General features: G+C 40.2%; 12 protein-coding genes and 2 pseudogenes. 8 read left to right on the top strand and 6 right to left on the bottom strand.

What is annotated here, in order from left to right; genetic code table 11:
• Positions 1-118, top strand: a pseudogene (locus B5F87_RS21460) (sigma-70 family RNA polymerase sigma factor); the annotation flags it as partial.
• A 354-nt stretch (positions 119-472) separates the two neighbouring features.
• Here the strand turns inward: B5F87_RS21460 and B5F87_RS15820 are convergent.
• The 6 genes from B5F87_RS15820 to B5F87_RS15845 all read right to left on the bottom strand — a co-directional run bounded on the left by B5F87_RS15820 (position 473) and on the right by B5F87_RS15845 (position 7189).
• On the bottom strand, positions 473-871 hold the full coding sequence (locus B5F87_RS15820; RefSeq protein WP_087282767.1) for a metal-dependent transcriptional regulator: 399 nt from the start codon (positions 869-871) through the stop codon (positions 473-475).
• A gap of 23 nt (positions 872-894) precedes the next feature.
• On the bottom strand, positions 895-2622 hold the full coding sequence (locus B5F87_RS15825) for an ABC transporter ATP-binding protein (RefSeq protein WP_087282769.1): 1728 nt from the start codon (positions 2620-2622) through the stop codon (positions 895-897).
• Positions 2615-4384 (bottom strand): ABC transporter ATP-binding protein, encoded by a 1770-nt coding sequence (locus B5F87_RS15830; RefSeq protein WP_087282771.1) that lies wholly within the window; start codon positions 4382-4384, stop codon positions 2615-2617. The genes B5F87_RS15825 and B5F87_RS15830 overlap by 8 nt, the downstream gene beginning before the upstream one ends.
• Positions 4385-4487: 103 nt before the next feature.
• Positions 4488-5903 carry an ABC transporter ATP-binding protein gene (locus B5F87_RS15835; protein ID WP_087282773.1) on the bottom strand — a complete coding sequence of 472 codons (1416 nt, stop codon included), beginning with the start codon at positions 5901-5903 and terminating at the stop codon, positions 4488-4490.
• A gap of 3 nt (positions 5904-5906) precedes the next feature.
• Positions 5907-6581, bottom strand: coding sequence for an energy-coupling factor transporter transmembrane component T (locus B5F87_RS15840; protein ID WP_087282775.1), 675 nt, complete (start codon positions 6579-6581; stop codon positions 5907-5909).
• The gene (locus tag B5F87_RS15845; RefSeq protein WP_087282777.1) at positions 6578-7189 is read right to left on the bottom strand and encodes an MptD family putative ECF transporter S component; all 612 of its coding nucleotides are present in this window, start codon (positions 7187-7189) and stop codon (positions 6578-6580) included. The genes B5F87_RS15840 and B5F87_RS15845 overlap by 4 nt, the downstream gene beginning before the upstream one ends.
• Before the next feature lie 172 nt (positions 7190-7361).
• Here B5F87_RS15845 and B5F87_RS15850 point away from each other — a divergent pair, with 172 nt between their 5' ends.
• From B5F87_RS15850 to B5F87_RS15880, 7 genes and pseudogenes are all read left to right on the top strand, one after another.
• On the top strand, positions 7362-8333 hold the full coding sequence (locus B5F87_RS15850; RefSeq protein ID WP_087282779.1) for an AraC family transcriptional regulator: 972 nt from the start codon (positions 7362-7364) through the stop codon (positions 8331-8333).
• A gap of 817 nt (positions 8334-9150) precedes the next feature.
• Positions 9151-9578: pseudogene (locus B5F87_RS15855) on the top strand (sigma factor-like helix-turn-helix DNA-binding protein).
• 80 nt (positions 9579-9658) lie between these two features.
• Positions 9659-10132 (top strand): sigma-70 family RNA polymerase sigma factor, encoded by a 474-nt coding sequence (locus B5F87_RS15860; RefSeq protein ID WP_087282781.1) that lies wholly within the window; start codon positions 9659-9661, stop codon positions 10130-10132.
• A 249-nt stretch (positions 10133-10381) separates the two neighbouring features.
• Positions 10382-10993: a TetR/AcrR family transcriptional regulator gene (locus B5F87_RS15865; protein ID WP_087282783.1), complete on the top strand. Its 612-nt coding sequence runs from the start codon at positions 10382-10384 to the stop codon at positions 10991-10993.
• A gap of 70 nt (positions 10994-11063) precedes the next feature.
• Positions 11064-11648, top strand: a complete 585-nt coding sequence (locus tag B5F87_RS15870) for an MptD family putative ECF transporter S component (RefSeq protein ID WP_087282785.1) — start codon at positions 11064-11066, stop codon at positions 11646-11648.
• Positions 11648-12394 carry an energy-coupling factor transporter transmembrane component T gene (locus B5F87_RS15875; RefSeq protein WP_087282787.1) on the top strand — a complete coding sequence of 249 codons (747 nt, stop codon included), beginning with the start codon at positions 11648-11650 and terminating at the stop codon, positions 12392-12394. The genes B5F87_RS15870 and B5F87_RS15875 overlap by 1 nt, the downstream gene beginning before the upstream one ends.
• Positions 12391-13860, top strand: a complete 1470-nt coding sequence (locus B5F87_RS15880) for an energy-coupling factor ABC transporter ATP-binding protein (RefSeq protein WP_087282789.1) — start codon at positions 12391-12393, stop codon at positions 13858-13860. Before B5F87_RS15875 ends, B5F87_RS15880 begins: the two co-directional genes overlap by 4 nt.
• Positions 13861-13880 lie beyond the last annotated feature (20 nt).

Raw genomic sequence — 13880 nt, forward strand, 5'->3', positions numbered from 1 at the left:
GGCATTTAATTCAGACAGACGCTATTATGAGCGTGTGCAGGAAACAGGTACATATCTGGATACCGTAGCAGCATCCACAGATCAGGCAGAACTGAAAACAGTACAGGACTTCCTGGATCGTTTTGTATTTTGATTTTATAACATAAAAATTTTTTGATTTCCGCATGTGTTGCTTGTAAATGTTAATTAGAGAAATAAAAAGGTGTTATTTTACTAATTTTCGATATTCTCTCGGAAGTAACCCAGTTATACGGTGAAATTGTTTTGCAAAGCTCTCTGGACGTTCATACCCTACTGCTTGTAAGATATTCATAAGACTATTATGCAGGAGAAAGTAACAAAAAGAAACCCCTAACCCCTCATGATTGAGGGGCAGGGGAGTTGAATAGGCGGAGCCTATTTTTTATTTCCGGATGACGTTTGAGAAAAGAAACGAAATCCTCAAAGGCAAGGGAATCTTTATCTGAAAGGTTCATGATGATGACTTGTCCGATACGACCACCTCCTCATTTTGTTTTACTGCCGCTTTCAACTTGGAGAAACTCACTTCGCTGATGACATGCTCCAGTTTGCAGGCGTCCTGCGCTGCAATATCCGGCGAAACACCCGCTTCAATAAGCTGCCGGGTGAAGAAACGATGCTTTTCATAAATCTGCAGAGCAATCCACTTTCCGGTTTCTGTCAGGGAGAGGGTACCATCGTCCTTTTTCACCAGATAATTCTTTTTGGATAGTTCCTTGACCGCCCGGCTCACAGAAGGCTTCGTCACGCTCATATGGTTGGAAATATCTACGCAGCGGACATAGCCTTTTTCCTGCTGAAGTACGAGGACAGTCTCCAGATAATCCTCCATAGATGATGTTAAGGGCATATAGCACACCTCCTCGCTTTGTTCTATATTTTCCAGCCGGATGCTTTTTGTCGGCGGGACCAAAGATCATAATATTTTCCGTTTAGGTTTATTAGTTCCTCATGCCTTCCGGATTCGATAATATGCTTATCGTCTATTACCAGTATATTATCTGCATTTTGAATCGTGGTTAAGCGGTGAGCAATCATAATAAGTGTCCTGTCTTTGATAAGGGAATCTATAGCTAATTGAATATCGCTCTCGTTATCGGGATCAATACTTGCGGTAGCTTCGTCAAAAATTACAATAGGTGCATTTTTTAATATAGCTCGTGCAATTGAAATGCGTTGACGTTCACCACCAGACAACCCGCCTCCACTTTCTTGTAATACTGTATCATATCCATTTGGCAAGGACATAATAAAATCATGGCACTTGGCTTTTTTTGCCGCTTCAATAATTGATTCATAGCTTGCTCCTGGCGTACCGAAGCTGATATTGTTTCTTATAGTATCATTAAAAAGATAGACATCCTGGAACACAAAGCTTATATTCTGTAAAAGGTCATCATATTTTATATCCCGTACATCTATGCCGTCTATTGATATAGTTCCTGAATCTACGTCCCAAAAACGAGCAATCAAATTGGCAATCGTTGTTTTTCCGCCTCCTGATGGGCCAACTAAAGCAGTGATGGTTTTCGGCTTTGACAGAAAACTGATATTTTCAATGACTGTGGAATCTTTATAAGAGAAACTCACATCTTCAAACTGAATATTTTCCTTTTCAGGGAATGGTTTCATTCCATCTTTAATCGGTTCCGTGCTTCTTAAATTTTCATATCGGTTTAATCCAGCTTCCATAACCCGGAGCTGGCTGCTGATACTGGCAAACATTTGGGCCGGAACAAACATTGAAAATGTAAAAACAATAGCCATGATTGCAGAAGCTACTTCCAACTCCCCCTTATATGCCATAAAAGATGAGAACAACGTGATCCCAAAAGAACCCAAACAAAAGCAGGTTTTGTAAACAATGGTGGGAATCATGGATTGAGCTTCGTATTGTATGGCGTTTTTGCAAGTGGAATCAATTGCGTCTGTTAATTTTACTGCTCTTTCTCCGGTGATATTGAATGCTTTAATAACAGATATCCCACGAATATATTCTAAAACAGCGCCTACTAAAGAAGCTTGTTGTTGTTGTCGTATAAATGATTGTTTTTTGTTCCTTACTTCGAGCCACTTGAAAGAAAGACCGGCAATCAAATAGGTAATCAGTGCAATCAATCCTATTGGAAGGCTTATGGTACACAAAAAAATAATACCAATCACGGAAAAAGCATAATAAGACACGATTTTGTCCAGAGCATCCATTCCCTTTTCTTCAATAAAAGGTAAATCTATGGTTACTACAGACGAAACATTCCCCAGATTGCCTTCACTATAAAAACTCATTGGGAAATGTCGGAGACGTTTTCCTAATTCAAGACGTTCTCGTGAACATATTTCATAGCCAGTTCCACTTTCAAAACGAATAAACCAATATCGAAGAAACATTCGAATCAAGACGACAGCAAGTATAATGCTGCCAATTATCCAGGCATACTTTTGCGACAGATTCTCGTTTAATACTAAATCAAAAGTAAATAGCAACAGAAAGACAGGTACATTTTGCAATAAATTTTCCAAAAAACTTATTGCAAATGAAAATTTCAATTTTCCGGAATAAGAACCGGCCAAATGAATCATTCTATTCACAAATCTAAGCATTATGTACCACCTCCTGAGCTGAAGAATCAGCATTATATCCCCAATTGGCTGTCGTATTATATTTTTCCCACATATGACGATACTCGTCACAGCTATTAAGCAAATCATTATGGGTACCCTGACCGTATATTTCCCCTTCCTTGATTACCACTATTCTGCTGGCCTCAACAATGGTAGACAATCTATGGGCTATAACTAACACTGTTTTCCCATGCAAAAGATGATTCAGGGCTTCTTGTATCAAATCTTCATTTTCTGCATCTGTACTTGATGTTGCTTCGTCTAAAATAACGATTGGAGAATCTTTTAGAATTGCCCGTGCAATTGTAATCCGTTGACGTTGGCCTCCTGATAGTTTCCCCCCTGCTTCTCCTGCCAAAGTAGCATAGCCCTTTGGTAATTCTTGAATAAAATCATCACATCTTGCCGCCTTTGCCACAGCAATTACTTCTTCGTCCGTGGCATCTGGTCTCCCCAGACGGATATTATCCATAATGCTCATATCAAATAAAAAATTATCCTGTGCTACAAAACTAACAATTTCCATTAATGATTGAAAAGGAATATCCCGAAGATCTTGTCCGCCGATACGGATCGTTCCCTTATCTACATCCCAAAATCTACAAAGTAATTTTGCAACCGTAGATTTTCCTGCGCCAGATTTTCCAACAATAGCGGTAACCGAGCCTTGCTTGGCACAAAACGATACATTATTTAATACGGATTGTTTTCCGTAACCAAATATAACGGAATCAAATTCCACATCGTACTGGCGCGGCACAAGATAAAGATCATTTTTTTCTTTCAGCACTTGCTCCGAGAATAATTGCTTAATCGGTTTAAATTTCTGCTCCAAGTTGGGGATTAAGGGTATAAAAAACACAACTCGAATTAACATTGGGCCAATTGATAAGGCCAACATTACACATGCAATAAAGGCGGCTAAACTTAAGCTTCCGTCGCTGTAAAACAGGATACCTGCCGGCAATAAAAATAAAAGAGTCGTAGGTAAGACTACTTCATAGAACGACATATATTTCCAACTGGTTTTATACCAATTCAAGGAGTAATCCTTATATTCTTCTACAGACTTTTTATACCTTGCGAAAGCGTTATCGCCTTGTCCAAAGACTTTGATCTCTTTCATGCCACGAACAAATTCGATGATTGTATTATTCATATTTCGAGAAGCATTATAAAATTCTTCTAACTTCTTTTTGGAGTTCATACTCATTAAAATAATCGCTATATATCCAATGGGCATAACAGCTAAACTAACGAGAGCCATTCGCCAATCTAAAACGAAAATAGCAAGGACTGTTATTGTTAAGCCGATTATATTCCCCAGTCCTTCAGGTAAACCATGTGCGAGAACTACTTCCATTTCTTCAATATTTTCAACAAATACTTTTTTCAATGAAGCGCTTCCCCGTTTTTCTGTTGTTCCAAGAGACATTCTTAATAATTGATTTGCCGCATATTTACGCATACCAGCTAAAGTTTCATATGCTAATTGATGTGAAACTTTTAGTCCCAATTCACCAAGTATAGTTTTCATAGTCATACCGATTAGGATAAGAAGCGCCATCTCTAAGAAGAATAAGGCAGAACCGCTGTGATTAAATAACTTTGCAATAATTCGGTATGAAGCGTAATATGGTAATATGCCCAAAATTGAACTTGCGCCTTGAAGAAACACAGACCAAAACATGTATCGTTTTCCTTTAGCGGCAAAAGTATAAACTTCTTTAATTGTATTCAAACCTGCCTCTCCTTTCTGATTTCATTTTATACGGTTAGTGTATCCCTGTTGTGATATATTCATGGTCAAAAAAGCGAGGAGTGCAAGGAACACAAAGCACTCTTCAGCAATATGAAGATACTTCATCCATATTAATTCGATTTTCTCCCGCGAGAGCAATTAATAAGGGATCGTGCGTAATTACTAAAACAATTTTATCACTCTCGGCCAATCGGCACATATATTCGGCAACCTTTTGTGCGTGACGGGCATCTAAGCCGCTGGTAGGCTCGTCCAAAACAATAAGTTTTGCGTCCGAACACCATGCAGCCGCTAATGTTACACGTTGTTTTTCCCCACCTGAGAGAGAAGCAGGATGGCGTTCTTTTAAAGAGGTTAATTCAAACAAATTCATCGCTTCATAAGCACGATCACGGAGTTGAGTATTTACTGTTCGTCCGAGAACCAATTCATTACCGACACTTTCGGTAAAGAGTTGATAATCAGCATCCTGCATTACAAAATAACTGTTTTGACGAAGTTTTGCTTTTCTTATCCGTTTTCCATTTTCAAAAAATGTCCCTTCATTTGGAGTTAAAAGTCCACATATTATTTTACACAAGGTTGTTTTCCCACAACCGTTTTTTCCTGTGACCGCAGTAATGGTTCCAGATGTCAAATGAAAAGAAAGGTCAGAAAAACCTTTGTTACTATTGCGGTATCGAAAACTAAGGTTATCACCTCTATATTCTATGGAAGCTGCTTTTGAAACAGGTCTGATATAAGAGAATTTTTCTATTAAACCTGGATGTCTTAAGCTATAAAAAACAGCTTCAGAGCTACTTAGAGCTGCAAATTCAGAAGCAGTCCATTCTTTTATGATTACTCCCTTTTTCAGACAAATGAATCTATCCACAACCGGAAGAAAACTATGTAAGCGGTGTTCGCAAATTACTATGGTTGTTCCGGAGTTTTTGATTTCTTTTAAAATATCTACCAAGATTTCCGTACCATGGGCATCCAGATTAGCAGATGGTTCATCTAATAACAATAGTTTAGGAGAAAGTAAATTAGAAGAAGCAATTGCAACCTTCTGTTTTTGCCCACTGGAAAGATGATTCAATTTCCGTTCAAGCAGATCCTGTATATTAAGCCGAATACACTGAGCCTCCATCATTTTAAGCATATTGGGCAAAGAATACCCCAAATTTTCGCCTGAAAATGCAATTTCTTCCCGCACACTTGACATAAAAAATTGGCTGCGAGGATCTTGAAAAACCATTCCTATCAAATGTGCCTTTTCCTCACTTGTTAAGGATGAAGGATTTTTTCCATCTATAAGAATTTCTCCAGACAAATCGCCACCATACTGAGAAGGAATAAGACCGCTTACTATCCTTAGAAGCGTAGTTTTCCCGCACCCAGATGGCCCACACAGCATTATACATTGTCCTTCGGGAACATGCAGAGAAATGTTCCCTACACTCCCGTCAGACTCGTCAGAACCATAAGAAAAAGTTAAATTATTAATCCTTATCATTGCTTACCCTGCCCAATACCATACAATTAATCCTAAAAAGCCATATCCAATCACAATACTAAAATTTTTGTGCCATGCGCTCAATTGATAGATACTTGAACGTGGACACGTACTTTCAATTCCTCGAAATTCTGCCGCACAGGTAAGTTCATTTGATAGTTTGAGTCCTCTAATAATTAAAGGAAGAACAAAACATTCATAACCTTGCACTGGATGAAGAAAAATACTATACCAATGCGGGAATAATCCGCGGGCTCGAATGCCTTGTCCAATGGAGGATATTTCCTCATATATCATTGAAGAAAAACGAAGAAGTATGCAAACCATTATTACAACGTTGTGAGGAAACTTCATTTTATCACTTACATACAATAAAGCGCTGGCAGGAGATGTCGCCAATACATTCCCTATCGCAAATAAAGGCATCATACGGACAAATAAATACATAGCGGCAGCTATACCGCCGGCTCCATACGATAAGAGTTGTACAAGTGCTGATACCAATAAATATGCGATAAGGAATGCAACTGCGCGACGGAGTCCTTTCTCAATAAGTACATATAAGATGCTGATCGCCATAAGAAAATGCAATTGTTGCTGTTGATGAATAGTAAATACAAATATTGTAGCAATCAACAATGTGACCAAATGGGTACGTGGATCAGTTACAGATTTCATATACGTGCCTTTTTCACATGACGCTTCAAGATCATTTTTCCAATAAAACCGCCGATTATACAACCGACTATCGTAATGCCAAGTGCTGTAAGGGGCCCTGCGGCAGAACTAAAAAATTGAAGCATTACATCAACAGCAGTACTATCTGCATACTGAGAATACCAGTCAAGATACTGCTCGCGGAACAATAGCATTGGAAGCAAAAGTCCTCCGATATAGCCAAGCATATAAATGAAGTAGCCGATCAGATTACGATTGAAATTTTTGTAGGCATCTTTTCCCAACATACATATTTCACCGATTACGCCTGCAATAATAAATATTACCGTTGAAATAAAATAGCCTGTCAGAAGAAATATCAGGCCGGACAATAAGCATGTAAAAAAGAAAACTCCCGGCTTGGCTATTTTGTTTACCATTACCATATAAAATGGCCCACAAATAATTGCGGAAACGCCAGCAACTACATAATATGCACCAAGAGGTGTTATTAGCAGATTTAGCAACATGCTGTCGAGGTTAATGACAAGAACAATGATGAAAGTAAATATGGCGAGTGTAATAATATTTCTCATTGTCCACCTGTTCGAACTCTTTTCTTGATTCATTTCTGGTTCCTCCTTGACCTTGAAAAGTTGAGTGTGATATAGTTTGGTTAGAGGGTGCTAACCAGATGATAGGATACTGAAATTTAACCGAAAAGTCAATTAAACAACTGAATTATAAGCTGTTCAGTTAATTATACTGGCGTATCTGCACATTATCAGGGAGGAAATTAGAATGTTACAAGATGATTTGGATATGATTGACAAGGTGTTAATAAGTGGAAATTTTGATAAATGTCACAACCATCCATATGGAAAAGCAGGAACATGCTTTTCTTTACGCAGAAAAGAAATACATTCAAATTATTGGGTTTACCACTGTGACGATATGTTTACTATTACAATCAGTGACATTCTCGCAATGAAAGATATTAGTTTTAATTATGAACAAACAGAATATATAAGTTTATACTATTATGATTCGATAAAAACAATACCATTGAATGATAATCCTCCATTGGTAAGCGGACGAGTAGCCGCATACATAAGTTGCGGAGAAAATTATACTTTAACATATTGCAAAGGTACTCCTTTGCGGGGAGTAGCTGTAAATATCATGCCTGCGTACTACGAAAAAAGGCTAAAACACTGGATTCCCGGAGGTTTTGAACGTTTAAAAAAAGCTTTTGCAGCCCTGAATGGCCGTGAAGTGAGTTCAGAAGTTCTTCTGGTTCTCCGCCAATTACAAAATAGTAAAATAAGCGGGGATATTGCCAGATTGTATTATGAAAGTAAAGTAAATGAATTGATTTCTATTGTGCTTTCATATGAAGAAAGTTCATTTTCGTATGATGTGTTATATATTGATGAAGAAAAAGAATTGCTAAAAGAAATAAGCGAATTCATTCATAAATATTACGCTTCGGATATTTCTCTCTCTCAATTGGCGGTTAGGGGGAATATGAGTGTGAGTAAACTAAAATATATATTTAAGAAGCTATATGGATGCACTGTAAATGAATATATTATCAATTTAAGACTGGAAGAAGCAAAAAAAATCCTTGAGAGTGGAGAAAACTCTATCGCTGATGTAGCCAGATTGGTCGGGTATAAAAAAGCAGGTTCTTTTTCACGTATGTTTAAGAGAGAAACTGGTATGTTGCCGAGGGAGTATCGAAAAAGCTCTCGTGGAGTACAACAAGATTGATTCATAGCGTATAATACATCGTAAAAAGACGGAAAGGCTCACGGGTTGGAAGGAAGCTCTCTAATCCGTGAGTCTTTTTATTTATCTGATTTGTCGGCGGTATGAATCCAAATAAACCATAGCTCTTTTTCCCAGGAAACTTGTGATAAGGAAGTATTTGTCAAAACTTGCGAAAAGCCTTGCCAAATACTAAGCGTTCTCTGCTTAATTCCTCAAAATTCCCTATTATAATACCCTCATCAACAAATTCGGTGAGGGGAAATGTGCATTTGCTGTCATTATCCCCATAAGGGGAGAACATGGCGACAGAAAAAGTAAAATCCGGCGGTCAGTCGCCGAGTCGAAAAAAAAGAAACATATACCGTACATACCGCAGTCCTTGAAGGGATTGCGGTATTTTTCTATTCGACAGTATTTTTCTTATTTCAAAATCCATTCCCCTCAAATTGCAAAAAATCCTTAAATGGCGTATCCGTCCTGCGGCGGGTACGCTTTTTCTTTGTGTGCTGGTCTGCTTCAGCCGCCCTGCTGCTTATCCAAAGCAGCAATTACTTACATAATTTCATACAGGGATGAGGATAACCTGTCAAAAAAAACTTCTTCTGTTATTGGAACTCTCACGCCCCTAATACAGAAGTTTTATATCTACAATGTAGTTCTTATTTTTCTTATTGCCGCGAAGGGTTAACAGCCTTTGCGGTTTTTTGTTTGTCGATATTTGTCGGGAATAGGAATAAGCCTCCTTCCGGTATCGGCTGCCGTTCTCCGCCCTTTCCAATCTGAATGTTCAAACAAATCAGATTGGAGGTAAGGAAAAGTGGCATACAACCATGGAAAAGAAGAGCGCAAATGGAGACTCTGGAAAGAGAAAGAAGAAAAGATTTTACGGGAATATGGCATTGATGAGGATACTATTGAAGAAATCCGTACTTTTGATAGAGTGGAGTTTAATTCTGACAGACGGTTTTACCGTCGATTAAATAACGCCGGAGAATATGTTGGAGATACAGCTGCACAAGAGCAACTCCCTGAAATTCATAGGTGGCGGATATGCTGGATGAAATTGAAAGTGAAAGTCTATACCGTGCATTGCTTACGGTGGACAAGCGCACCTTACAAATTATTCTATGGAAAATGCAGGGTTATTCTACCAAGGAAATTGCCCTGCTTGTAGGATTGACACCGAAAGCGATTTATAAAAGGTTAGATCGTCTGCGGAAAAAGCTGAAAGATTTTAAGGCATAGGGGAAAAACAGATTTCCTGATGGACTGTTGGGTGAGAGGTCAAAATCCTCTCACCCACTTTTCAGCAGGAGGAGAGAACAATGATGATGCCTAAACGGTCATACTGGATTCGGGAAGTAGTAACAGAGAAAGGTATAAGTTATCATATCAGTTTTCGGGATGGGCAAGGAAAAATTCAAAAAATATGTGTTCCCTATGATTTTTACATGGCGTTTCGGAGATTGGAACTGGATGAACGAAAAATTGAGGGATGGGATTATCGACACAGGGAGTTTTCGGAGATTATGGAGGAAACCCTGAACTGGCGGGCGGTGAGACAGCCTAAAAGCATCGAGGAGATTATTCTTGAGGAAGAACGGGCAGAACTGCTACAGAAGTTTATTAGCAAGCTGCTGGAAATGCAAAGGCGGCGTTTTCTGCTCCACTATGAGTATGAAATGACCTACAAGGAGATAGGGAAAATTGAGCATTGCAGTCAACAATCCGTAAGTCGTGCTGTAACTGCCGCCAGAGAAAAGGTAAAGGCAGAGATGAAGAAATACCTAAACACATGACCATTAAGCGTTCCCTTGTATCTTTGGATATGAGGGTATTTGCTTTATGTTCTCTAATGAAACTTCACAGATCTGGTATTCCAGTAAGGGCAAAAGAGTACCAGGAAAAAATTGCACCTACTTTTTATGCCACAAAACTCGAATGATCTGTTATCTTGTTTGTGCTGTATTGACTTTGTAAGAAAAAAATGATATTATGGGAACAGTGTTACGGAAACACTGTTCCCATACGTAGAAAAGAGGTGAAACATGAAACGACAAATTGAAGGAGTGGCAGAGCAACTTTTAGATTGCGCAGCCAAAGAGTTCTTGGATAAAGGTTTTGCAGATGCTAGCTTGCGGGAGATCGCAAAGCAATGTGGCGTCAGTACACACTCCATTTACACCCGTTTTCAGGATAAGGCAGGGTTGTTTGATGCAGTGGTTGAACAAACACTCAAAGACATTGAGGACTTGAAAAGGTCTTTTTATGAACGCAACTATAAGCGGCTGGATGACCATACTTTGATGCAAATGTGGGATATGTCGCTTGAAACGCATCAGTATTGGATCAATTATTTTTATGATCGCTTTGAGGACATGAAATTGTTGCTGTGTTCTGCTCAAGGATCACATCATGCTGATTTTTTGCATGACTTTGTTGCAGAAAACACCAAGGTATGTGCAAAGTTCGTTGAAGAGGCGCGGAACCGGGACTTGCCACACAATGATATTTCAGAAAAAGAACTTCATCTTTTGCTGACGGCCTATTGGACTACAATATTTGAACCAATAATCCATGATTTCTCTCGGCAGGAGGCTTTGGAACACTGCAAATATGTCTGTCAGTTTTTTAATTGGCAGGCGATTTTCGGCTTCTGAATGGAAGCCGAAAAAATTTAACACCAAGTTAGTCACAAGTAACCGAAATGCGAAGTTAGGAGGAATAATTATGAAAACGCAAACCGAGAAGCTAAACGTCCGGGATTTTGCTACGATTGCAATTTTGACTGTTGTGGAACTGGCAATTTACTTTGTCATCGGCATGCCCCTTGGCAGTACGCCATTGAGTTGGATATTTTGTCTTGGCATTCAAGCCCTCCCTCTCGGAATTGTCTTTATGCTCATGTACACCAAGGTAAATAAAAAGGGAACGGTGCTGATCTCCGGCCTTTTGTTGGCTGCATTGTTGCTGATGAGCCTTTGGATGGTATCCCTATGCGTGGCCGCAGCTGCTATAATTGGAGAAATTATTTGGGAGAAGTGCGACCGGAAGAAATTCTCCACTATGCTGATTTGTTATACCATCCTCATGGTCGGTTGGTATGTCGGCGCATTTGCCCCACTGATTTTGCTGAAGGATATGTACATTGCCAGCCTTCCCACTATGGCAGAATTTAACACTCAGGTTTTCGACCTGGTTGCCGGACCTCTGTTTTTTGTCGCGCTGGCTGAAACAGCGGTTGGAGGCATTGCTGGCTCTTTCCTTGGAAAAGCAATCTTAAAAAAGCATTTTCAGAAAGCAGGGATTGCATAATGGAGGCGGCCTCAACCCAGCACAAAAATCTGGTTCGCTCTCTTGATCCGCGAATGAAACTGCTGCTGGTTGTCGTAATTAGTACCGCCACAATGTTTACTCCAAGCCGAGAAGTAGTAGCCTGGAATTATATTATCATCATTCTGCTTTGGCTGATTTCGGGGGAGGTCCGGCGCGCTTTGAAGTTTGCCCTTATATTCGCGATGGTTTTAGTGGTGGAATACGTCTCTCTTTGGATACCAAATGATACAGTTAAGATGATGGTATCCTTCCTGCTCTTTATTGTGGCTCGTTCATTATCCATGGTGATCATGTGCCTGTGGATGTCTGCGGGGCTGTGTGTCGATGACCTGATTACATCCCTGCAAAACATGCATATCCCGAAAGGGTTCACCATCACTGTGGCGGTTGTGTTCCGCTACATTCCTACCATTGGTGGAGAGTTCCGTAATATCAATAATACAATGAAGATGCGCGGAATTGCCTGTAATGCAAAAAATCTGTTATTCCAACCAGGGCGAACCATAGAGTATGCCCTCGTTCCACTGATTATGCGGAGCATTAAAGTAGCAGATGACCTTTCCGCTTCTGCTATGACAAGAGGACTGGATTTACAAACAAAGCGGACCTCTTACCGGGAGGTACGCCTTCATTTGCATGATTTTCTAATCACTGTCCTTTTTGTCGCACTCATTTTGGTTGGAAGGTACTTGACCCCCATGCTGTTGGAAGGGAGGTTGCTATGATTTGCTTTGAAAATGTATCGTTTCAATATGAGTCGGAAAGGCATCCAGCATTAAGAGAATTCACCCATTCTATTGCCAAAGGGGAACTCGTTCTGCTGCTGGGGCCAAGTGGCTGCGGTAAGACAACAATCACGCGCTTGCTTAACGGCTTGGTTCCTCATTTTTATGAAGGTGAGTTGAAAGGGATTGTTCGGATAGGTGGCCGTACCACGACCGAGACAACGATTCAAAGTCTGGCAGATATAGTCGGTTCAGTATTCCAGGACCCGCGCTCACAATTTTTTGCCACGGATGTAACATCAGAAATTGCATTTTCCTGCGAGAACGCAGGATTACCAAGAAACGAAATTCATCGCAGAGTAGAGAATGCCTCAAGGAAACTGGGCATTGAGAGTCTTCTTGGCCGCAGTATTTTTGCGCTGTCCAGTGGAGAAAAGCAGGCTGTGGCCGTGGCCTCTGTGTACGCTTTCGCTCCTTCGGTTATTGTTATGGATGAACCGTCAGCCAATCTGGACCCGATGGCGACCCAAAAATTAAGGGAGATTATCCAGGCACTTCGTACGGATGGTTTTACTATAGTGATTTCCGAGCATCGCATTCATTACCTGACAGATCTGGTGGACCGGGCAATCTTCATTCAAAACGGGAAAATGATCCAAGAATTTCAAAAGGATGCTTTTCAAGCTATAACAAATGCTGAAGCAAATAAATTAGGCTTGCGGAGTTTCTATTTGGATGCTTTACCAGTTCCCAACCAGCCTTCTTTTAAGACAGACATCGTTGCATTGGAACTGGAGCAGGTTACAGCTGGCTATACTGCACAACAGCCAGTTATTCAAAATTTGAATCTCAAGGTCAACCAAGGAGAAATTCTTGGTATTGTTGGACACAATGGTGTTGGAAAAACCACTCTGTTAGAAACGATTTGCGGACTGCAAAAGGAACGGTCAGGGCAAATAAAATTCCATGGAATCCATCTTACACCCAAAAAACGCATCCAGGAAACCTATCTGGTTATGCAGGACAGCGACTACCAGCTTTTCACGGAAAGCGTGGAAAGTGAATTGTTGTTAGAGCATGAGAATGATCCAGAGGCTATAGCCAAAGCGAACGGGATATTGCAGAATATGGGGCTGGATGAGTTAAGAGAGCGGCATCCGGCCTCTCTCTCCGGAGGACAGAAACAGCGACTTTCCATTGCTGTTGCCTATCAGAAAAACGCCAGCGTGATATGCTTTGACGAACCTACCAGCGGATTGGATTTCAAAAATATGCTTCGCGTTCGTAATCTCTTTCAAGAGATGGCAGCGGAAGGAAAAACTTTGCTGGTTATTTCCCATGACTACGAATTTCTGCTGGCAACCTGCCAGAGAGTTCTTTGTTTATTCGATGACTACCGCTCTGAGTGCTTTGCGGTCACCGAACAAACGAAAGAGCATTTGGCAGATGTAATGCAGATGCGCTGACAAAAAATGAGAGGAGTGAT

Source organism: Eubacterium sp. An3, from assembly GCF_002159465.1.
In the GTDB taxonomy this organism is placed as follows: domain Bacteria; phylum Bacillota; class Clostridia; order Lachnospirales; family Lachnospiraceae; genus Anaerobutyricum; species Anaerobutyricum stercoris.